The organism is Mycoplasma testudineum (genome assembly GCF_002245785.1).
GTDB lineage: Bacteria > Bacillota_I > Bacilli_A > Mycoplasmatales > Metamycoplasmataceae > Mycoplasmopsis_B > Mycoplasmopsis_B testudinea.
This window is the reverse complement of sequence record NZ_NNCE01000001.1, coordinates 50,001-72,665: the sequence shown is the minus strand read 5'-3', so window position 1 is coordinate 72,665 and position 22,665 is coordinate 50,001. Positions and strand designations below refer to the sequence as shown.

Here is a 22,665-nt window from a genome sequence, read left to right as displayed (position 1 = left end):
TTATTTTGCCTTCCTTAACATCTCAATTTCTTTATCATATATCGGACCATTTTCCGGTATTGGAGTTTCTAAAACAATAGGGATATTATCAAAATCTTTATCATGAACAAATTTTGCCAAAGTTTCTAAACCAATAAATCCTTTATCAATATTTTCATGTCTATCTTTTGCTGCACCTAAATCATTTTTAGAATCATTTAAATGAATTACCGAAACATGTTTAAGTAAATCTTTTGCAACAAGCTCTTTTTTAAATTCATCGTATTTTTTTAAATTGTATCCTGCATCTCATAAATGACAAGTATCTAAACAAATTGATAATCTTGGTGATTTAACTGCTTCAATCACTCTTAAAAGCTGTTCAAATTTAATCCCAATTTCAGTACCTTTACCCGCCATAGTTTCCAAAGCAATCGAAACATTACTATACTTAGTATTTTCAAAAATTTGATTTAATGAACTTATTAAAGTGTTTATTGCAATATCAACTGAATGATTTGTAAAAGCGCCTGGATGCAATACTAAAATTTCTAATCCAGTTTTATGCATTCTTTCAATTTCTTGTGTTAAAAATTCAACTGCAAATTCTTGCTTATCAGGATTAGATGGATTAACAATATATGGTGCATGAACTATAATATCTTTTAAGGAAATTATAGTTTCATATTTTTGTTTGTACTTTTCTAAATTGTATTTTTCAATTGCTACTCTTTTAGTATTTTGGGGCGCTCCTAAATATATCATTGCACAATTAGCCTTATTATTAACACTTATTTCAATTGCTTTTTCAAGGTAACCGGGTGCACTAAATGGAACGTGTGAACCTAATTTAATCATATTCTATCTCTGGTTTTATTAAGCTTCCTTGAATTGGCAAAATAACTGGTGTCATATCATCACTTAATAAAATTCTTTCTATTTCTAAATATATTTGATAATAGTCGATAAATTCTTTTATAAAGTAACCTCTATTGTAATCAAAAATATTATTGTATCCTATATCACTTAATCTAAAGTAACTATCATTATTATAAATCATTAAATTCTGAAACACTTCATGTGTTGTACAAATAGCATTGCGAATTGAAGCTTCTTTTAATTCACTTATTACGTTTGTAATTGTTGAATTATTTTTACTGTCAAAAAATTTAATTTTGCAATAATTGTTGCTTGATTTACAAAATTCTATAAACATTTCTGTTTGCAATTTTACTGCCTGAAGATTTAGTCTTGAATCAGTTACTAGTGCCAAGCCTCTATCACCTGTTGCGTTAACAAATTCAGTACTGATTTCTTCGATAATTTTTTTATAGTCGATGTAAACAGAATTTACACCTTCAATAATTGAACCAAATGAGACAATTTTGGGTAAATATGATGTTTCTTCTAAATATTTAACCATAGGTGGATATTTAGGTGGATTAATTAAAACAATACCATTAGGTAACTTGCTAATGGCATTTTTTAGTTCTCTAAAGTAAGTATCATTATCATTGCCAACACTTATAATTGAAATTTGATTAAACGGTATTTTAGTTCCGCTATCCAAAGTATTCATTATATTAATTAAGTCTTGGTCAGAAAACTTTTTAGCAATTAAATAATATTTTTTTTCTTCAAGATTGTATTTCCTAGAAAGAAAATGTTGTTTTTCTTGCTCCATTTTTATTACCGATGAAATCCTCGATGCACTTATTTCACTGATATAACCATTATTAAAGAAACGCGAAATAGTTCCAATACCTACATTGGCTCTTGCTGCTATTTCGGCATAGGTCAATTTAGCAGACTTATAAAATTTTTTTTCTTTTTGAATTTTTGAATTTTTCGCTTTTTTATTTTTGTTAACCATAGAAAAATATTAGCATAAGATTCAAATTATTGTAACAAAGTTTAAGGTAACTTAGTGGCTAAATTATTTCGCAATTTTAAAATATATTCGTTGTAACTATTTTTAAATAAATCTAGTCTAAAAAAATTGTCAACAGCTAAAACTTTTGCTTCTTCAAAAAATTCTAATTTATATCCAAATTTTACCAACTCTTTTTTCAAGTCTTCATTTAGAAAAATTGTATTTTTAAACACACTTGTGTAATTGCTAAAATCGATTTTGTTCAAAATTTCAGGATCAACTAATTTTTTGAATTCTATCATGAACAAATTGAAATAATATCCTGGTCTTAAGAAATTAGAGTCAGCTCAAATATCACCAACTGATTTACGCATTCTTAAAACAAATAAAGGAATTAGTGAAACTAATGAAATTGCTAAATCAACAATTTTTTCGCTTTCAATATCATCTTGGACATTAAACTTTAATTTTAATGTATGCTTACCTTCATGAGTTAAAGGTTCATAATTAATCAAATTGTAGTATTTGGCAACTTTTGTTATATATGTAACAAACCTTTTTCAAGCATCTTTTTTCATTTGCTTAATTGATATTGCAAAAACTAAATCGCTTCCGGAATCTTGTTCAGTTATTGAGTTAAGCATAAATAAATCGTTATTTTCAACTAATTTTGGTTCATTTAGTAAATTATTTGAAATCCATTTATATTCATCGCTAGTTGTAGAAATTAACTTAAATGAATTTTCATTTAATGTTATAAATTCAGTTAAGTTTTTTCTTTGTTTAATAAATGATTTACTTGCAATGTAAAATTGATTGCTTTCAGGATTAAAAAAACCAATAGCTCAGGCAAATGGGCTATCTGTTTCATATTCATTTTTAAGAATTAAATTTCCGTCAAGGTCAAATGCATACTCTTTAAAACCAAAAAGCTTATTTCAAAGTATATTTTTATCCAGTTGGTCAGTCATAATTAAGCGCTTGCGTTAAAGCCAGTAAATGATAATATTGAAGTATTAACAAATCCTTCGACTTGCGCTGCACTTCCATTAATATTAAACTCAATTCTAATTGACACATCCGTTGCACTAACATGATTAACAATTACAACTGCTGTTACAGTATCGCTCGGTCTTGGAATTGAGTCGATATTGAAAAGAGAATTTGCAGATGTTGAAGAAATATTTTTTGTTTCTCCGTTTTCGATAGTTGTAAAAACTGCAGTTGCCGGTTGATTTTTACTCATCAATGCTATTTCATCAGTAACTTTCTTATCAACTGCTTCTTGATAGTTTCTTAAAGCCTCAGCAGTTAAAGTAGTAACTCTTGATCTTCTTTGTGCAATTATTACACCAATACCAACTGCTCCACCAACTACAACGATCGAACCTAAAGCCATTCCAGCCACAAGCATTTTTTTAGTAGCACTCATAATTTCTCCTAAATCTCATATTATTTATTGTTTATTAAATTTTACATTATTTTCAACGTTGTCAATTTTTCTTTTTTAGTCTCTTTTTTTAACTTCCGTTAGCAAACCATAGTGTTAAGAAAGATAAAAAATAGGCTAAAATATTTAAATATAAAATCAAAATAGGACGGTTAAAATGACACCACACATAAATGCTAAAAAAGGCGACATCGCTAAATTTGTTTTAATGCCAGGAGACCCACTTCGTGCTAAACATATGGCTGAACAATTTTTGGAAAATCCAAGATTGGTAAACACAGTTAGAAATGTGTTTATGTACACAGGAACATATAAAGGTAAAGAAGTTACTATTGCTGCTAGTGGAATGGGTAATGCTTCTATAGGAATTTATTCTCATGAACTATATGCAAATTACGGAGTTGAATCAATAATTAGAGTAGGTTCAGCAGGTGCTTATACTAAAGATTTAAATCTTTACGATGTAATTCTAGCAACTGAAGCTTATACAGATAATGATAGTTTTGGAGAAATAATAGCAGGAATTAAATCTAATATTTGAAAACCTAGTTCTTCATTAAATGACAAATTAATTGCTTCTGCAAAAAAAGCTGGAATTGAAGTTAAATTAGAAAGAGTTCACTCATCAGATGTTTTTTATGCAGTTAGAGATTTAGATGAAACAATTAAATTAACTCAAGCAGCAGCTGTTGAAATGGAATCATCAGCACTATTTGCAGTTGCAAAAAAATTAAATAAAAAAGCAGCATGTTTATTAACAATCAGTGACAATTTAGTAACACATGAAGAAACTTCTAGTGAAGAAAGACAAAATAAATTTACTAAAATGATCGAAGTTGCTTTAGGAGCAATTTAAAAAATGGATTTTAATATTGTTAGTTTAATTGAAAAAAAATTTCAAAATCAAGAACTTTCTAAAGATGAAATAAATTTTATTGTTAATGGTTTTGTAGATAAAAGAATTAAAGATTATCAAATGTCATCATTATTAATGGCAATAAGATTTAATGGAATGAATGATGAAGAACTTACACATTTAACAATGGCAATGATGTACAGCGGTTCTATTTTAGATTTAAGTGATATTTCTGGTATCAAAGTTGACAAACATTCTACAGGTGGAGTAGGGGATAAAATTAGTTTAATTTTAGGTCCTATTTTAGCTGCTTGCGGTGTTAAATTTGCCAAAATGAGTGGTAGAGGTTTAGGTCATACTGGAGGCACAATTGATAAACTTGAATCTATTAATAATTTTTCAATATCATTAAGCGATAATGATTTTAAAAATCAAGTTAATAAAATTAATATGGCAATTATTGGTCAAGATGAAAAATTAGTTCCTGCTGACAAATTAATCTACGCACTTAGAGATGTAACAGGTACAGTTAATTCAATTCCATTAATTGCTTCATCAATAATGTCAAAAAAACTTGCTACTGGTTCAGATAAAATTTTATTAGATGTAAAAGTTGGTAAAGGTGCTTTCATGAAAACTATTAAAAGTGCAAGAGAACTTGGTAAAAGAATGATTGCCATTGGTAAATTATTAAATCGTGAAGTAAGAGTTGAAATTACAAACATGGATCGTCCTCTAGGTAGAGCAATCGGAAATAAAAATGAAGTTCTTGAAGCAATTCAAACATTGCAAGGTCATTATGCTAATGATATTAAAACAATTATTTATTCATCAGCAGCAACTTTATTAATTATGGCTCAAAAAGCTAAAACACAAGGTGAAGCAATTACATTAATTGAAAAAGTAATCAGACAAGGAAGTGCTTTAGATTCATTTAAAAATTTCATAGAAGCACAGGGCGGAAATTTTGAAGAAATTACTCAAGATAAATGATGAAATCCAAAATATTCATTAGATATCAAAGCAGACAAACAAGGTTATTTAGTTATTAAAGATGCTTTAGCATTTGGTATTACAGCTTTAGAATTAGGGGCAGGAAGACATACTAAAGAAGATATATTAGATAATGAAGCCGGGATTTGATTTAATAAACAAACTAATGATGTTGTCCAAAAAGACGATGTATTATTTACACTTTATTCTTCAAAACCCATTCCTAATTCAATTACTAATTTATTTAAAGGTGCTTATTCTTTAGAAGATAAACAAGTTGCAAATACAATAATTTTTGAACAATTGAAATAAAAAATCTGCTTATTCGATTTAAGCAGATTTTTTTATTCTTCCATTTCAAGTTTGGAGATTTTTTCAGCCATCTTAATAATATTGAAATTTTCCATTTTATTTTTCAAGGTATTTATGTGAGAGTCAATCATAGTTCTAATTGATGCAGCAATAATATCGCTTTGTTTTTTGATCATTTCATTTGCCGTTTCAATTTTATTAGCTTGATTATCAATGTTTTTGATAGTGATATTTAGGATTGAGTCTTTCATATTGTTGAACTTTTCAATAATATTTTCTTTTTCTTCAAAATTAATAATCTTATTATTTATTATCCTTAATTTGTCTGCAATATTTACAAACATATCTAATAAACTATCTAAATATTGAGGTCTCACAACAAATATATTTCTGTATTCTTTTTCGGTAGGTTTTGAAATTAAAAAATTGTTTTGCGGTTCTAATTCTGTAGCTAAAATTGCATAATCAGCCTTGAAATTATTTCTATCTTTTTCTAATTTTGAATAGTGATCTCTGTTTTTTGTACTTCCAAACATAGGGTTACCATCATTATCAAATTTTTGGAATGTTTTTGCTTCAATCACTATTTTCATAACTGTTTTTTTACCATCCATAATTTCAAATAAGAAATCAGGTTTAGTACCTTTAATTGGTGCAGTTGTTTTTTCAAATTTGATTTTTCCTTCAGCAAGCAATCCATATTTATTTGTAACTTTTTGAAAAATATCTTCTTCAAGTTCTTCACCTAATAGTTTGATATTTATGCTTTGTTTTTCTCTTTTTAAATTAGCTAGATCTTCATCTTTTCGTTTTAAATTCATTTCTAAATGAGAATTTGTAGTTTCAAGTTCACTTATTTTTTGAGTAAATGATAATTCCATTTTTTGAATTTTTTCTTCTTTTTCTATACGAATTTCATCAATTTTTTTATTTGCATCTATTTCGGCTTTGCTTTTTGCAATCGTGATTTCCTGTTCTTTATTGTTTATTAAATTTTGATTGTCATTTTTTAAATTGATAATTTTTTCATTAAGCTCGTTGATTATTTTTTCGCTTTGCTGTTTATCATAATTTATTGCATTATCCATTTTGTGTTCTAACTCTAAAATTTCTTTTTGTTTTTCGGTTTCAAAATTATTCAATCGACCTTTAAGAGCAACAATTTCTAAATCTAATTTACTTTTAATAGCATTAAGGTCTGTAATTGTTTCGGCTAATCTTTTTGATTCTTGTTCATGTAATTTTTGCAATTCCATTATTTCACTATCTTTTTGAATTTTTATATTTGCAATTTTTAATTTGTTTTCATTTTCTAAATTTTCATAAACTGGACTACTTAAAAAAAATTGTTCTAAATCTTTATAATCATCTTTATAAACGGCATTACTTTTAAATGTTTCATTTAACATTTTTCTTTTTCCGTATGAAGGAACTTTTTGTAATAAATCATCTCACAAGATACGTGTACCTTTTTTAATATCTTGATCAAATTCAAGATACAATAAATCATCAATTTTAATAAATTTATACATTAATTTTCCTTTCCTAAATCTGATTTTTTAATAAAATCACTCTTACCACATTGCGGACATTTAACTTCGACTGTATCTTTATTTTTATATAAATCATTAATTACATTTTCATCTAAATTTTTAATACTATTAACTTTTTTATCAAAAGAACAATTACAATCATCATCTAATAAAAATGTACTTAATTTTTTTGAATTTGGTATTCTGTCGACAATTTCATCAATCGTTAATTTTGATAGATCATTATCTTTAAAACATTTTTTAATTAATTCAATATCATCTTCATCATGTCCTGGCAGCAATTGCATAACAACGGAAATTGCTTTTGTGATGTTATTATTTTTATCTAAAATAACACTATGATTATTGCCTGAAAATATCTGTCAAGATTGGTCAAATAAATATGCTAAATCTGTACTGAAATCACCAGCTGCTAATTTAACTTGAGATTCATAAATTTTGCTATTGATTTCATATTTAACTTTAATTAAGCCGCTATCACCTATTCCTAGAATAGAAGGAATTGAATTAATATTTTCGCTATTATCATATTCTGTTGCTATTTCTCAATTTGCTAAATTAGCTCTAATATGACCAGGCTGATCCAAATAAATTTTTATAGGTGCAAAAGGTCCGCTTGAATTAATGGTAATTTGCATTGAACCAGCTTTTGAAAATAATTGTAATAAAGGAGCATAAGTAACTATTGCTTTGGCAAAAATTATTTTTGCAAAAGGAGTTGCATTAGGATGATTTTTTAATAACTTATTTACCACAACAGTATAATCACTTAATAATATTCTTACATTTCTATTGGTATACATTTCATTATAAGAACCTGGTTCTTTTTTTATTACTTCTTTACTAGTCATATGTGACTCCCTTTCAATTTCTAACTGTTTCATAAAATCAATTTCTTGCTTTATCAACATCAGGTAATCCTGACTTTGTTAACATATTTAAATTAATTGCAAGCTTAACAAGTTCATTATAAATTTCAACACTTTTTAAACAAGGTGTTAAATTTAATTCCTTAATTTTTTCAGGATAATATTTAGAAACTAATTTAAAAGACGTTTCAAATAATTCATTTATTGAAATAACATCTTTTTTAATTGAACCGATAATCATTAATTTAATAGCAATTAATTGATCATCAAATTTTGGCCATAACATTCCGGGTGTATCTAAAAGTTGATAATCACCAATATTAATTCATTGCTGACTTTTTGTGATACCTGGCATGTTTCCAATTTTTACTTTTTTATTAGGACTTAAAATATTGATTAATGTTGACTTACCAGAATTAGGAACACCAATTACAAAAATACGTAACCTTGGTTTTAACAATCCCTTTTTCTTATCCTTCAATCTTTTGGGTGCTAATAATTTTTCTACCGATGATAAAATAATTTTTTTTGAATTTTCTTTTTTAAGATTTAAGACTAACAAATTATCTTTACTTGAAAAACGATTTTTCAATTTTTCAATTTTAGATTTATCACCTAAATCAGATTTTGAAAAAATAAACAAACGAGGTTTATTGGGTTCTATTTTATCAAATATATCATTGTAAGTTGATATAGGAGCTCTAGAATCTAATACAACAATAAATAAATCACATATGACCGCTTTTTCTTTTAATTGTCTTAAAGCTTTTGCCATATGGCCAGGGTATCAATTTATATTTTGCTGTTCTAATATTTGATTATTTATTTCTTTCATTATATGAACCTTGTGCTTCTAGAAACTCATTTTTAATTTGACAAGCAACTAAATTTTCTTTTAAATTATGAATCTCAATTTCAATCCCGTTTTTTTCTTTTTCTAAAATTGCACAAGCATCTGATATACCTCTAAGTTGCTTGTAAATATGATCAATAAAATCATCAACTTCTGATGCATCATAACCATTTATTTGTGTATTAAATGTTTTGTTTTTCATTTCAACAAACATTTGTTCAAATTGTTCTTTCATTATTTGCCTACCTTTTCCATTAAAATTGAGCCAGCAATAGCAACATTAAGCGATTCTATTTTAGAACTGATTTTAATTAATATGTTTTGATGGTCAATTGCTAATATTTCTTGTGAAATTCCATGGCCTTCATTACCTAATATTAATACTAATTTATCTAGTATTTTAATCTCTTCAATTGTTTTTGAATTTTGATGTAAATTGGTTGCAAGAATTAAAAACTTTTGCTTATGCAATTGTTTTAAGACATCAAGATTATCATTTTCTTTAATTAATTTTAAATCAAAATGTGCATTTCTTGAAGCTTGGATTGTTTTTCAATTATAAATATCTATATTTCTAAAAACTACTGTATCAAAATTAAATGCAACTGCCGAACGTAATAATGTTCCAACATTACCTGGATCCTGGACATTATCTAAATATAAAATTTTTTTAGAATTTAAAATATCTGTATTTTCTAAAAAATTTACCACTCCAATTATTTCAGGATTAGTTTCTAATTGAGAAATATTTGCTAACAAATCAATAGCCATTTCAATATCGGCATTTTTTCCATATGTCGTAATATTGATGCCTTTTTTCTTAATCTCGGCAATCATCTTGTAGCCTTCAATAATAAATTTAGAATGCTGTTTTCTACCTTTTTTTGTTTGCAAAGATTTTAAATATTTATAAGTTGGATTATCTTTACTAGTTATCATTTAGAATTCAATCCTTACCTTTTTGAACTTCAAATTCACTTAATCCTTCAAAGTTAAATTGGCGCAATATTTCATAGCAAACAATATTAACTGCTGTTGCTAAATTCAAAGATCTTGCTTTTGTTGACATCGGAATTCTTAGAGCTCTATCTAAATCCTGTTTCATAATTTGTTTGGGAATGCCTGTTGATTCTCTACCAAACATAATTCATATTTCTCCACCATTTAACTTAGCTTCTTCAACATAATTTTTATCAGCATAATTTTTCATCCCATAACGAGTAATGTAAAAAATCTTTTTATTCCCATATTTAGAAATAAATTCATCATATGATTTGTGAACTTCCATATCAAAATCATCATTATCATAACCTGCAGCAAAACGTTTCATCTTTGGATGATCAAGATCAAAAGCAAGTGGTTTAATAATGTGAAATTTAGAATTTGTTGCTACAGCAGTTCGCATTGTATTACCTGTATTACCAGGTATTTCTGGTTGATAAAAAACTATATTTATTTTCATTTTTTTATTATAGCCGATTTAGCATGACTTGATGCTTTATGTTATATTTACATTATGATAAAAATTCTAATAATGAGTGATATCCATAATTTTGACACTGTTGCTAAAAAGATAATTGAATTTGAAAATGCTGATTTAGTTATTTCAGCTGGAGATAACATTGTAAATCAAACATTCATGATTAAATATTTTGACTATTTTGTTGATGGAAATAATGACATCGGTTTAAATCCAGAAGAAATTGATTTTGAATTTTCAGGATTTAATTTTCATATAGAGCACGGCCACTTAATCGGTTATAATAAACTTATGAATGTAAAAGCAATGCAAGAAATTGCAAATAAACATTCTGCAAATTTTTTTATTACCGGTCACTCACATGTACCATTAATTGTAGAAACAAAAAATGGTTTGGCAATTAACCCAGGATCAATAGTTTTAGCAAGATATGATTCGGACCCGGGTTATGTAATATTAAAAATAGATAAGCAAACTAATAAATATGAATATAGTTTCATGAAAAGTGAAAGGTTTTTAAATGGAAAATAAGACAGTCGAAAAAGTGGCAGATGATAAAAGATTCTTAATAATGATAGATCTAGACGGCACAACTTTATCAGATAGTTCTACTGGTGAAATTCACCCAAAAACAAAGGAAATGATTTTTAAAGCTAAAGAAGCAGGTCACGTAGTATGTATTTTAACTGGTAGGCCGTGACGTTCATCTAAACCAATGTATGAAGAACTTAAATTAGATACAATTATTGCTAATTACAACGGAGCCCAAATTCATAATCCTAAAGATGAAGATTTTACACCGCAGGTACATTTTCTTGATTTAAATGAAGTCTTGTATATTCTTGGTGATGAAAGAGTAAAAAGTGAAATTACTAATATTGCAATCGAAGGACCAGGCTGAGTACAGTTAAGTAAAAGAGATCCTAAATTGGAAAAAATCTTTGGTTTTAAAAATGTTAAAAAATTTCACGAAGGCTTAGATTATCATAGATTACCACTTAAACCTACTGGAGTAATTTTTGATGTTAAACCAACTACAGACCCAGTTGATTTACAAAAATATATGAAACAAAAATTTGGTGATTTAGGTGAATTTGGTTACTGAAGTAAAGGTATAAATGAACCTCCTGCTTTTGATATAGCTAGGCCTGGAGTAAGTAAGGGAAAAGTGGTTTCTTTATTAATGAGATATTATGATATACCATGGGAAAGAACTGTTGCTATTGGAGATTCATTTAATGATGTTCCGATGTTTAAAGTTGCAAACATATCTGTTTCTGTAGGTAATGCTAATCGCGATATTGCTTATCGAGCAGTAATTAATTTAAAGAAAATAAATAGTGATGGTGCAGTTGGATATTTCATTGAAGATTTATTAAACAAACCACAAGAATATATTGATCATGCAATTAAAAAACATTTAAGCAATAAAGAAAGAAGGAGAAAATATGAAAATTAGTGAAGTTAAAAATCAAGAAACCCTTGATCTTCTTTTCAAAGATAAAAACGTTTTAGGAATTGATGAAACTGGTGTTGGAGATTATTTAACTCCATTAGTTGCTGCAGTAGCAATTGCTGATAATAAAAAAATGGATAGAATTAATGAATTAGGTATAACTGATTCAAAAAAATTATCAGATTCTAGAATTAAAGAACTAGCAAAAATTATCCAAGATGAAAAACTAGCTAAATATAAAACAGCATTCATAAGTGTTAAAGGTTACAATAATTTAGCCAAAAGAAGTAATGCTAATTTAATTAAAATGTTCGTTCATATGAAAGCTTATACTGATAGTCAAAAAGGAAAAGGAAGTACTATAAAAATAAGTGATTTTGATTATGTTTTTATTGATCAATATTCAACCTTAAAAGCTATTACTGGTTATTTTGATCACTATTTTGATGAAAAAACAAATCCAAAAGCTAATTGACCTCGTTTTAGAAAAATTGGTGCTGACATTATCTTAAGTGAAAAAGCAGAAAGCAAACATCCATCTGTTGCAATTGCTTCAATTATGGCTAGAAATGAATTACTTTTTAGAATGGAAGAGTTGAATCGTGAATGAGAAACAACATTTCCTTTAGGTGCTTCAACCAAAACTCAAGACTGAATTAATGATTTTGTTAAAAGTAGATCAGAAGGCGATGAAACAGCTGAAAAAATTCTAAGATATAATATAGTTAAAAACTTTAATATAAAAGAATAAATCGTTTGGATTTATACATCTAGAACAGAATTATAAATTAATTTAAAAACCCCTAAAATTTAGTCACCTAAATCAAAAGGGGATTTTTTTATAAACTCATTTTAAGAATAATAAATTGCTAATTTGCTTTTAAAACATTTAAAAATGTATTGTCATATTTAGCCTTCAAAAACATAATTGTTGGAATCGAAACAATTAAAACTGTACTAAAAAGCGGAATTGTAATCAAACTTTTTAAAACAATGGGAATCATATAAATAGGAAAATAAATTGAATATGACCTATCATTTTGTACACTGCTAAAACGATTTAAATAATTGATAAAAGCAAACGGACCTCAAATTCACCTAAAAATAACTTGTATAAAAACTGTTAGAGAAATAATGGTTAAAATTTGATAATAACGGTTCTTTTTTGTAGAAAAATACCGCTCGCTAATAAAGTATGTTGCAATTAAAATTAATGTTGAACCTACAACTAAAATAACTAACATAGACTGATAGCTAAATCTTTGAGTAATGCCACTGAATCTAAAAGAAGAACCAATTTCTCCGTATCCAATAAACAAACCATAAACAGAAATTAATGAAAGTACAATAAAAGAGATTGGAATAATCATGTAGATTCGTTTTTTTAGTTTTAAGATTTGAAAAAATCCTCAAGCTATTATTGGAATCAAAAATGCAACAATTGCATATTCTCACATTCAAAAGCCTATTCTGCCACGCAACAAAAGCCCAAGATTATCTAAAATAACACTTAAAAAAACTCCTTTGAATGGTCCGAAAATAATTCCAAAAAATATTGAAAATATAATCTCGAAATCAACATTTAATACACCTCTTAAAGAGAGATTTGAAATATATGTAACAATAATTCCTAACCCCATTAAGATGCCTGCTAATGTTAAATCAAAAACTGTAAAACGGAATTGCGTTCTTAATCAAGTCTTAAAAAAAGTGATTTTTTGATAGTGAAATATTTTCTGCATTTTTTAACACACTCCTTTTAATAAGTTTTATCATTTAGGTATGATAAAAGTATTGATAACAACTAATTCATCTTTTGACAAGTTTAACTCTTTTAATTTTACAAATAAATTAGATTTAACAAGCCAAAATTTAAAAGAAACATTTAAAAGTAACATTTTTTTAGTAGATGCAAACGTTTTTAATAGGCTTAGTGAAGATTTTATTAATGAAAATGAATTGTATGTTTATGATTCAAAAAAATTAGCTAAAACTAGTTCTAATGACAAGGTAAAATTTATTACAAAAGTTGAAGACTTAATTGATTTTTTACAACTTTGAGCTTCGAATTTTAAAGTAATTTGACTCTTAGGTGATATTAAATTTGTGACTGGATGATTTAGAAGAGCTGAACATATGTATATTATTGAAGATGGCAATTTTGAAGGTGAAAATGTTTTTTTAGAATTTAAACTATCTAACTATCAAAAATTGGGTTTTCAAAATGTAGGTAAATATAAAGTCTATCATTATTTAAAAGCAACTAAAACAAACGTAAAATGTGATTAAAAAACTTTCCATTGCAATAAAAGAATTTAATTGACAGATATTCTTTTATTAGGAAAGTTTTTTTTGTATGTTTAGACTCACGTCCATGCATATTATAGTCAAAAAATGTAAATTCGAATTTTATTTTCATATTTTTTAGAGCAATTTTTAACTGCAAATTATCACAAAAATTCATACTTAAGCTAGTGGTGAAATTTGATTTATTCCTAAAAACATCGCTATGGTAAGGCCAAAAAATATCAAAATAGCAATTGCATCACTTAATGTAGCCAAAATAGGCGCTGATAAAACTGCAGGATCTTTTTTAAATTTAATTGCAATAATCGGAATAATAGTTCCTAACATTTTTGCAAAAATAATTATTATAAATAGTGATAAAGATGAAGCAAACATTAAAATTACAGTTATTAATGTTCTATCTATTAATGACCTTTCAATTGAAAAATATATAGAGAGTCTAAGTAGATTAACTACAAATAAAATTAGTCCAATTCAAAACCCTATTAAAAATTCTCTTTTAACTATGCTTTTGAGTTTTACATCATCAAATTCACCTAATGAAGCAGCCCTTGTTATTGTAGTTGATGATTGAGAACCGCTATTACCAGCTGCACCTGAAAGAACTGGTACTAATGAAGTTAAAAAAGTAGTTGTCACAAATGCAGATAATGTATTAGAAGATATATCACTAAATATTTGAATTACAATCTGGCTTAATGTTGAACCTATTAAAAGTAAAGCAAGCCAAAAGACTCTACTTTTAATAATTGCTCATATAGAGCTTTTCATGTATGAAATTGATGAATCTGCAACTGTAATACCAGCTTGTTTATAAATATCTTCTGTAGCAGATTCACGAGCTGCATCTAGCATGGCTTCAGCATCTAGTATCCCTATAAAAAAATCATTTTCATTAACAACTGGCAAAATAGACATATTTTGTTTAGCATAAATATTTTGGGCACTGTCGATTGATTCTGTATCTAAAGCTGCTTCAACAGGGAACATTACATCTTTTAGTAATGTTTCGCGATTTGAAAAAATTATGTCTTCTAAAGAAACTGCGCCACTTAATTTTGATTTTTCATTTATAACAAAGAAATAATGATTCATTTCAGTGTTTTTTTTATAAGCTTCTTTAAGTTTTTTAAGGCACTGTCTTAAGTCTCAATTTTCATTAAGTGGATAAATATCAACACTCATAATGCTTCCGACTTGTTCATCTTCATAAAGCAAAATTTCATTAATTTTTTTTCTTTTTTCAGGATCATCAACTTTAGAAATTATTCTTGAAGTCATACTTGCAGGTAATTCTTCAATAAGGTCACTAATTTCATCAGAGCGCATTTCATTAATAATCTGACTTGAAAGGTCATCTGTAAAAAGATTAATTAATCTAGCTTGAACATCTACATCTAATTCAGCAAAAATTTCAGCAGCTTGTTCTGTTGTTATAAATCTAAAAAAAAGTACCTGTATAATGTCTTCCATTTTATAGATACTTTCAATTAAATTTAATATTGGTCACTCTTTGACCATTTTTCTTAACTCGGCAAATTGGCGATGTTTAATATAGTAAGTTAATTCATCTTTTAATTGTGTCGGATTAAGATCTTGTTCTATTGTATCAGTAGGAAGAATATGGCTTTCAAACCTTTCATGCTCATAATTTTCATTTTCTTTAGGCATGTATCCTCCCTTCTAGTTTTTATTCTCTTAAAAGCTTAACTAAGGATTCTTGGAAATTATCAATATTTGTTTTGTGGAATAATCCATTTTTAGTAATATTAATTCCTCCAGTTTCTTCAGAAACTACAATGGTTGTTGCATCACTTAATTCACTAATACCCATGGCAGCTCTGTGGCGGGCACCATAACGATTATCAATTGATTTACGAGTGATTTTATAATATGTAGCAGCAAAAAGAATTTTATTATCTCTAATTACAATTGCACCATCATGTAGGGGACTATTTTTTTGAAATAAAGCAATAATTAAACTACTACTTATATTTGCATCAATAATTACTCCATCTGTTCTTAAGTTATCAATTTGATCGTGATTTTCAATAGTTATAATTGCACCAGTTTTATCTTTTGAAAGTTGAATTACAGCTTCTTTAACTTGGTGAATAAGACGAATTTTACTTGATGAACCTAATTTAGAATATCGAGATTTTTTAAAAACAACTCTGTATAAAAGTCCGATATATGGAATTAGTACAATTGCTAGAATGATTATTAATATAAATAGGATTACACCTATTAATGCAATTATAATTGGATCCATATTTTAATTAAGCAACAAATCCAGATGCAACTGCGATTGCTATAACTGCAACTAAGAATATAATGGCAAGAACAAAAAACGTTTTAGCAATTAGTAATCAAGTACGAGATGATAATCCTCATAATTTTTTTTCATCTTCTGGATTTGCTTTAACTAAATCAACATTGTCATCAGCCATTTCATCTAATTTTTTAGAATCATTTTCGCTTCAAACTTTATCTGCTTCCGAAGATTTTTCCACTAATTCATTATTATGTTTTTTACTTGAAAGCAACACTGGATTATTTAATAATTCTCGCTGACGTTTTGCTTCATCTTGTGCTTCATGATCATCTTGATAGTTTGCTTCAATATCAGATAATATTATTTCGCTAGTTTTATCTTCAAAACCAATATGACGATTAGATTTTTCCAATTTTCGCTTAGCTTCAAGTCTTCTTTCAAGTTCTCTAATTTTAGCTTCAGCTGAATTCATTCTTGCAGTAACTTCATCATCATTTGGTTTGTTAAGAAGTTCACTTTCACGAAGTTCAATAATTTTTGTTTGATTGATTTCTTCAATTTCTCTTTCGGCAGCTAATCTTGCTTTTCTTTCAAGAGCTAGTTTTTCTTCATATTCTTTTGAACGATTTCTTTCTTCGATCAAAATGATTTCACTAGTATTATTAATATTTTGTAAAGCTAATTCTTGTGTTTTTGATCTTTCTGCTTCTAGTTCTTTTTCAAGAGAATGAACTGTTGAATGAACCTTTGATAAATCACTATCTTTTTCAGATAATTGTCTTTCCATTCGGTTATTTTCTTCAATCAATCTTGCAAGTTCCATTTCTAAAGTTTTTTCACTTGCTTTACTTTTTTCAAGTTTTTTCTCAACTTTAGAACGTTGTGCTTGTTCGTCTCTATATTCTTTTTCGTATGTTTTTATAGGTTCTTGAATTTGAACTGGAATATTTGATTTTTCAGCTTTTTGTCTTTCTTTTAGTTTTCTTTTTGCTTCTTCTTGAACTTCATCACTATCATCTGAATCGATTACGATTTTTTCTTCACCTTCAGGAGTATAAATTGTTTTGATTGTACGAACAAATTTCCCTTCTTTTTGGAATCATAAAGTAGCAGTAATGTTTAAATCTTTAAAAACATTAACGGCGTCTCTTTGATATTGATAAACACCAATAGGTTCTTCTTTTGCTTTTTTTAGTGATCATAGAAATTTTCCATCATCTTGAGCTGCATAAGTACAATATCATCTTTGTGATTTATTTTTGTCTGCCATAATTTCTCCTTGAATCTTAATTAAATAAATTATATTGAAATAAATATATTTATATGTTAACTCAATTCTTGCAGAATGTTAACAATTAGTAAAAAAACGGCAATATTATGCCGCTTGAGTTTTAACTAATTTCGAACTCTAAATTTTAATTAAATCACTAATTTCTAAAATTAAATTTATTCAATTTTTTGTGTACTGAATCTACCGAAAGTATTTTTAATATCATATGTTTTAATTCATGCTTTTGGATCAAAGTTTTGTAGATCGGGAATAAAAGCTTTTGATTCAAAATAAAACATTACAGTTGTCATTTTATATTTTTGTGAAGTTTCATTATTCTTTTCTAATTTTTCAACAGTGTAAGGGTGTCAATAATCAATTTTCTTTAAAAATAGTTTAATTGTTTCAGGTCTTTCTGTAAATATAGAAACGTTAATTTTCTTATATTTTGGATAAAGCAGGTCAATAGTTAATGTTGAAACTACTACAGATATTATGGTCCCAAAAAGCTGCATTACTAAAAAGTTTCTATATGGTGTATTAGCATCGTTTATTAAATCTCATCTTACAGCACTATAAATTCCAAAATAAACAGCTACTGAAATTAAACTAATGATTCTAACAATACCACCGATGTTTTTTTGATATTTAACAGATATATAGTAAGAAATCATATCAGTGCCTACTGTAGAAGAACCGGATTTTCAAAGTATGAATTGTGCTAAACCTAGTAAAAATCCACCGAAACCACCATAGACTAATATTGGTCATGTTTCATAGCCGCTGCTTGTAATTTTTGATATTGCTCAAACATTTGCAATATCAAATAAAGGATATAAATTTTTCTGTATTACACTAATGTTAAAAATAGAAGATCAAAATACTGAAAATAACAAATAAGATCAACTAAGTAAAATAAAACTTGGTTTTAATTTCTTTGTGTAATAAAGAATAATTGGTAAGTTAATTCCTAAAAATAAAAGCCCAAAATACGGACGTAATGCTGGAATAACAAACATTAATAAAGTTGGCGCCCCAGTAACTCCTGCTGGCACTGTTTGAGCTTGACTTAAAAAGAATATAACGGCAATATTTAAAATCATTGCGGCAAAAAATGTTCTAATAAAATTTCATTTTTTAAAAGCTATGATTGTATATCAAGGCAATTTTTCAATATCAGCATTACTATAGCCTGTCGCAAAGTAAATTGATTCTTTTTTTCTTGCAAATAATTTATCAACAAATTTCTTTGTTCTTTTAATTAATGTTGCCTTACGTGGCTTATATATTTTATAAATTGTTTTATTTTTTTCCGATTCACTTTTTTTCGACATAATAACAATTTTACAACAAATTGGCTCTATTGAATTTAATGTCTTTTATAAAAGAATCAATTAAAACAATAGCAAACAATTTTCTAGATTTAAAAAATATAGAATAAAATAAAATAACTTATGAAACATAAAATTTACATAGATTTTGAGGCAATTTCTGGACCGTTTAATTATTCATTACAAGGTTATAATCAAGACCCTGATTTGCCTTTTGCTTATACAATTGGTCGCAAAAATAATAAAAATTGAGAACATGAAACACATATAGTTGATTTTCCAAAAGTAGAATCAAAAGATGAAATTTTGGAAAATATTAAGTACAAAATTACTGAAAATTTAAACAATTGATTTCCAAATTTTAAAGAAGAAGATATAACTTTTGTTGGTTTTAGTACACATTTAGAAAAAGTTATATTAGGAAAAATATTTCCAAAAGCAAATATTGCAGAAGTTTTACCTAATACAAATATTTCTCTATCTAAATTAACAAAAAGTGGTTTTGAGCAAAATTATTTTCCTTATTTAAAAGAACAGATCTCAAATAATTTTTCTGAAAGAGATATTAAAAAATTACGATTAGATAAAGATGGTGCCATAGCTGCATTTGCAGGTGCTTTAATTTTTATTCATGAAAATCAAAAAGCTGGTAAAAAATGTTACAGTCGTTTTTATATTAAAACTGATATTCAAAGAGTTATTAAAGAACTTAAAATATATAGTATTGATGATGTAACAAGAATGTTCCATATTGAAGATAATTATAAAGATATTATGCAACGAGCAGAATTAATACTAGTGCAAAGAAATAAAGCAAGAGTATTTCAGAAAAAGATACGAACTTATGAAACATTATTAAAAGAGTTACAAAATTATAATTTTGATTCTAATTCTACTGTGAATAAGTTAATGAAATTTATTGAAAAAGATATCCAAGCAAAAAAAGCAATTTCAAATAAATTTTTTGATGAAAGCAAATATTAAGAAATTAAAAAAATTCGGTGTTAATTTCCGAATTTTTTTAATGCATTAATTAAGCAAGGATTTTGGTTACTGATCCAGCACCAACAGTTCTTCCACCTTCACGTAGTGAGAATTTAGTACCTTCTTCAACAGCGATAGGAGCAATAAGTTCAACAACTAAGTCAACGTTATCTCCTGGCATAACCATTTCTCTTCCACCTGTAAATTCAACTCCACCGGTAACGTCAGTTGTACGGAAGTAGAATTGAGGTTTATAGTTAGCAAAGAATGGTGTATGTCTTCCACCTTCGTCTTTTTTAAGAGCATAAACTGCTGCTTCAAATCTTGTATGAGGAACGATTGAACCTGGTTTAGCTAATACTTGACCACGTTCAACTTGGTCACGTTCAACTCCACGTAATAATAATCCAGCGTTATCTCCAGCAATAGCTTTTTTAAGAAGTTTACGGAACATTTCAATTCCAGTAACAACTGTTTTACGAGGTTTTTTAATGAATCCAACAATTTCAACTTCGTCGTTGATGTTTAATGTACCACGTTCAACTTTACCTGTAGCAACAGTTCCACGTCCTGTGATTGTGAAAACGTCTTCAACAGCCATTAAGAATGGTTTTTCAAAGTCTTTAACTGGTTCAAGAATTCATGTGTCAACTGCATCCATTAATTCCATAATTGCAGCTTCATATTTAGCATCTCCTTCAAGAGCTTTTAAAGCTGAACCTTTAATAATAGGAGTGTTGTCTCCATCGAATTCATATTGTGATAATAATGATCTAATTTCTAATTCAACTAGTTCGATCATTTCATCTTCACCTTCAAGCATGTCAACTTTGTTTAAGAAAACAACAAGTCTTGGAACACCAACTTGCTTAGATAAAAGAATGTGTTCTCTAGTTTGAGGCATAGGACCGTCTGTTGCTGAAACTACTAAAATTCCACCATCCATTTGAGCAGCACCTGTAATCATGTTTTTAACATAATCGGCGTGTCCTGGACAATCTACGTGTGCATAGTGACGGCTTTCTGTTTCATATTCGATGTGAGCTGTGTTAATTGTAATACCACGTGCTCTTTCTTCTGGAGCAGCATCGATAGATGCATAATCACGTTTTTCTGCCAATCCTTTTTTAGATAATACTGTAGCGATTGCTGCAGTTAAAGTAGTTTTACCATGGTCAACGTGTCCAATTGTACCAACGTTAACGTGGGTCTTACTACGGTCAAATTCTGCTTTTGCCATATTTTAAATCCTTTCAATTTTTAATATAATAATTTGTTTTAGCGCTAAAACCACCACTGTCTAGTCTTACATCTAGAACCTGTCCTTTTTAGTTAGGCTAAATCATAAATAGCTTTTCTATTTTACATTAAAGTGCTATTTTTAGAGAAAAATATTGGTGGTCTTATCGGTATTTATATGTAGTATTTTTAGGTGAATTTTAGCCACAAAATTAAAAAATTGGGTCTCCCCAATTTCAAATTTTTATCCGATTTTTCGTCTTGCAACTGTGTCGTAGAATACAACTCCAACAAGAATAGCAGCTTGAATAATGTTGATGATAGCAGCTTGTTCTTGTAAAATTGCGAACCCAATTTGAATGAAGTTAATGATAAATGAACCAATTACAGTTCCGATAATTGTACCTATACCACCAGAAACACTTGCTCCACCAACAAAGACAGAAGAAATAACGGTTAATTCAGCACCTGCCCCAGCAGATGATTCAGTTGCAGAGTTAACACTAGCATAAATTACTCCACCAAATGATGCTACAAGTGCAATTATCATAAATATTTTCATTAATGTTCAATTGACATTTACACCACTAAGTGCAGCCGCTTTTTTATTACCACCAATTGCATAAATCGCTCTACCAAATTTGGTATATTTACTTATAAAAATAAATAAAGCAACAAAACCGATAACATAAAGTATATATAGTTGTAGCCCATTTTCTGAAAACGCTAAAAGTATAGCAACTGCAGTAAATAGTCCTAAAATAACAATTTGTTTCATAATAAATGAAATAACTCATTCACCTTTAAGGCCTGTTTTTTTCTTGCTAACGTAACCAAATATATTTAAACTTACAAGTATGATAGCTAATGACATTAAGATTATAAATCCGACAATATGGAATTTACCAATTCGATAATCAAGTGTATATAGAGCAAAGTTTCTAAATGCTGAAGCATCAACATCCGCAGAAGGTGTAATTGTAGTTCCATTTGACAGGAATAAAAGTAATCCTTGGAATAATAACATTCCTCCCAAAGTAACAATAAAGGCAGGAATTTTCATGTATCCAACTAAAAAACCAGTTGAAATACCAATTACTAAACCAATTAATAGTGTAACTATAAGAGCAGCTATCACGCTGTTGGTTTGGTTAAAAGTTCTTAAGGCCAAATATCCAGAAAGTCCAAATAGCCTACCGACTGACAAGTCAATATTACCACTTACAATTACCCATAGCATAGGTAATGTTAAAATAATTAAATGTGCATTTTGTCTTAATAATAATGCAAACTGATTTGGATTCAGAATATTTGATTGAGTTTTAATACCTGTTCAAACACTAAAAAGTATGATTACTAATAATAAAATGTAATACATTGAATTCTTAGTAACATGTTGTCTAATTTTTTTAGTATAAGGACTTGTTTTTTTATAAAAGGTGGTATTTCTATAGGAGCTTCTTACTTGAGATGTTACTTTATTAATACCATCGCTTAAATTGTTAATAGTATTATTGAATCCAGTACTCAATGATTTAAATTTGTCCGAAATTTGAGACTGACCCCGGTTATTTTTATTTGTCAT

24 protein-coding genes are annotated in these 22,665 nt (G+C 27.7%); 7 read left to right on the top strand and 17 right to left on the bottom strand.

Translation table 4 applies throughout. The features are described 5' to 3' along the window. From CG473_RS00295 to CG473_RS00280, 4 genes are read right to left on the bottom strand one after another with little or no spacing between them, the layout of a single operon-like run. Nucleotides 1-837, bottom strand: coding sequence for a deoxyribonuclease IV (locus CG473_RS00295; RefSeq protein WP_094254321.1), 837 nt, complete (start codon nt 835-837; stop codon nt 1-3). After that, nucleotides 830-1,852 carry a LacI family transcriptional regulator gene (locus CG473_RS00290; protein ID WP_094254320.1) on the bottom strand — a complete coding sequence of 341 codons (1,023 nt, stop codon included), beginning with the start codon at nt 1,850-1,852 and terminating at the stop codon, nt 830-832. Before CG473_RS00290 ends, CG473_RS00295 begins: the two co-directional genes overlap by 8 nt. Before the next feature lie 41 nt (nt 1,853-1,893). Then, a complete protein-coding gene (locus CG473_RS00285; RefSeq protein ID WP_094254319.1) occupies nt 1,894-2,823 on the bottom strand; it encodes a hypothetical protein in 930 nt (309 codons plus the stop codon). Between the two features lie 2 nt (nt 2,824-2,825). Further along, nucleotides 2,826-3,284: a hypothetical protein gene (locus CG473_RS00280; protein WP_094254318.1), complete on the bottom strand. Its 459-nt coding sequence runs from the start codon at nt 3,282-3,284 to the stop codon at nt 2,826-2,828. Between the two features lie 175 nt (nt 3,285-3,459). Between CG473_RS00280 and deoD the strand changes: the two genes are divergently transcribed. Further along, on the top strand, nt 3,460-4,158 hold the full coding sequence (gene deoD, locus CG473_RS00275) for a purine-nucleoside phosphorylase (RefSeq protein WP_094254317.1): 699 nt from the start codon (nt 3,460-3,462) through the stop codon (nt 4,156-4,158). Between the two features lie 3 nt (nt 4,159-4,161). Continuing rightward, the gene (locus CG473_RS00270; protein ID WP_094254316.1) at nt 4,162-5,463 is read left to right on the top strand and encodes a thymidine phosphorylase; all 1,302 of its coding nucleotides are present in this window, start codon (nt 4,162-4,164) and stop codon (nt 5,461-5,463) included. 32 nt (nt 5,464-5,495) lie between these two features. Here the strand turns inward: CG473_RS00270 and CG473_RS00265 are convergent, their stop codons facing one another. Genes CG473_RS00265 through CG473_RS00240 form a run of 6 tightly spaced genes read right to left on the bottom strand, consistent with a single transcriptional unit; the run spans nt 5,496 to nt 10,200 of the window. Further along, nucleotides 5,496-6,995, bottom strand: coding sequence for a DUF2130 domain-containing protein (locus CG473_RS00265; RefSeq protein WP_094254315.1), 1,500 nt, complete (start codon nt 6,993-6,995; stop codon nt 5,496-5,498). Continuing rightward, the gene (locus CG473_RS00260; RefSeq protein ID WP_094254314.1) at nt 6,995-7,927 is read right to left on the bottom strand and encodes an Hsp33 family molecular chaperone HslO; all 933 of its coding nucleotides are present in this window, start codon (nt 7,925-7,927) and stop codon (nt 6,995-6,997) included. The genes CG473_RS00265 and CG473_RS00260 overlap by 1 nt, the downstream gene beginning before the upstream one ends. After that, nucleotides 7,860-8,720, bottom strand: a complete 861-nt coding sequence (gene ylqF / locus CG473_RS00255) for a ribosome biogenesis GTPase YlqF (protein ID WP_094254313.1) — start codon at nt 8,718-8,720, stop codon at nt 7,860-7,862. The genes CG473_RS00260 and ylqF overlap by 68 nt, the downstream gene beginning before the upstream one ends. Then, entirely contained in the window at nt 8,704-8,973 is a 270-nt protein-coding gene (locus CG473_RS00250; RefSeq protein WP_094254312.1) for an MAG0865 family DivIVA-related protein, read from the bottom strand. Before CG473_RS00250 ends, ylqF begins: the two co-directional genes overlap by 17 nt. Continuing rightward, entirely contained in the window at nt 8,973-9,677 is a 705-nt protein-coding gene (locus CG473_RS00245) for a TrmH family RNA methyltransferase (RefSeq protein ID WP_094254311.1), read from the bottom strand. Before CG473_RS00245 ends, CG473_RS00250 begins: the two co-directional genes overlap by 1 nt. Next, complete coding sequence (locus CG473_RS00240; RefSeq protein ID WP_094254310.1) at nt 9,667-10,200, bottom strand: tRNA (cytidine(34)-2'-O)-methyltransferase; 534 nt, start codon at nt 10,198-10,200, stop codon at nt 9,667-9,669. The genes CG473_RS00245 and CG473_RS00240 overlap by 11 nt, the downstream gene beginning before the upstream one ends. A 54-nt stretch (nt 10,201-10,254) precedes the next feature. Here CG473_RS00240 and CG473_RS00235 point away from each other — a divergent pair, with 54 nt between their 5' ends. The 3 genes from CG473_RS00235 to CG473_RS00225 are packed head-to-tail and all read left to right on the top strand — an operon-like array spanning nt 10,255 to nt 12,425. After that, complete coding sequence (locus CG473_RS00235; RefSeq protein ID WP_211276223.1) at nt 10,255-10,749, top strand: metallophosphoesterase family protein; 495 nt, start codon at nt 10,255-10,257, stop codon at nt 10,747-10,749. Beyond that, entirely contained in the window at nt 10,739-11,677 is a 939-nt protein-coding gene (locus tag CG473_RS00230; RefSeq protein WP_094254308.1) for a Cof-type HAD-IIB family hydrolase, read from the top strand. The genes CG473_RS00235 and CG473_RS00230 overlap by 11 nt, the downstream gene beginning before the upstream one ends. Next, the gene (locus CG473_RS00225) at nt 11,667-12,425 is read left to right on the top strand and encodes a ribonuclease HIII (protein ID WP_094254307.1); all 759 of its coding nucleotides are present in this window, start codon (nt 11,667-11,669) and stop codon (nt 12,423-12,425) included. Before CG473_RS00230 ends, CG473_RS00225 begins: the two co-directional genes overlap by 11 nt. Nucleotides 12,426-12,543: 118 nt before the next feature. Here CG473_RS00225 and CG473_RS00220 read toward each other — a convergent pair whose 3' ends face one another. Next, nucleotides 12,544-13,416, bottom strand: coding sequence for an ECF transporter S component (locus CG473_RS00220; RefSeq protein WP_094254306.1), 873 nt, complete (start codon nt 13,414-13,416; stop codon nt 12,544-12,546). 40 nt (nt 13,417-13,456) lie between these two features. On the opposite strand from CG473_RS00220, the gene CG473_RS00215 reads away from it, so the two are divergent. After that, nucleotides 13,457-13,963, top strand: a complete 507-nt coding sequence (locus tag CG473_RS00215; RefSeq protein WP_094254305.1) for a hypothetical protein — start codon at nt 13,457-13,459, stop codon at nt 13,961-13,963. 177 nt (nt 13,964-14,140) lie between these two features. Here the strand turns inward: CG473_RS00215 and mgtE are convergent, their stop codons facing one another. The 4 genes from mgtE to CG473_RS00190 form a co-directional block, all read right to left on the bottom strand. Further along, entirely contained in the window at nt 14,141-15,652 is a 1,512-nt protein-coding gene (gene mgtE, locus CG473_RS00205; protein ID WP_094254303.1) for a magnesium transporter, read from the bottom strand. 19 nt (nt 15,653-15,671) lie between these two features. Further along, nucleotides 15,672-16,253 carry a diadenylate cyclase gene (locus CG473_RS00200; RefSeq protein WP_094254302.1) on the bottom strand — a complete coding sequence of 194 codons (582 nt, stop codon included), beginning with the start codon at nt 16,251-16,253 and terminating at the stop codon, nt 15,672-15,674. A 7-nt stretch (nt 16,254-16,260) separates the two neighbouring features. Beyond that, complete coding sequence (locus CG473_RS00195; RefSeq protein WP_094254301.1) at nt 16,261-17,526, bottom strand: coiled-coil domain-containing protein; 1,266 nt, start codon at nt 17,524-17,526, stop codon at nt 16,261-16,263. 176 nt (nt 17,527-17,702) lie between these two features. Continuing rightward, nucleotides 17,703-18,860 (bottom strand): YitT family protein, encoded by a 1,158-nt coding sequence (locus CG473_RS00190; protein WP_094254300.1) that lies wholly within the window; start codon nt 18,858-18,860, stop codon nt 17,703-17,705. Between the two features lie 120 nt (nt 18,861-18,980). Here CG473_RS00190 and CG473_RS00185 point away from each other — a divergent pair, with 120 nt between their 5' ends. Continuing rightward, nucleotides 18,981-19,841 (top strand): hypothetical protein, encoded by an 861-nt coding sequence (locus CG473_RS00185; RefSeq protein WP_094254299.1) that lies wholly within the window; start codon nt 18,981-18,983, stop codon nt 19,839-19,841. 49 nt (nt 19,842-19,890) lie between these two features. Here the strand turns inward: CG473_RS00185 and tuf are convergent, their stop codons facing one another. Beyond that, nucleotides 19,891-21,081 carry an elongation factor Tu gene (gene tuf / locus CG473_RS00180; RefSeq protein WP_094254298.1) on the bottom strand — a complete coding sequence of 397 codons (1,191 nt, stop codon included), beginning with the start codon at nt 21,079-21,081 and terminating at the stop codon, nt 19,891-19,893. Between the two features lie 243 nt (nt 21,082-21,324). Then, the gene (locus tag CG473_RS00175; protein WP_094254297.1) at nt 21,325-22,665 is read right to left on the bottom strand and encodes an ABC transporter permease subunit; all 1,341 of its coding nucleotides are present in this window, start codon (nt 22,663-22,665) and stop codon (nt 21,325-21,327) included.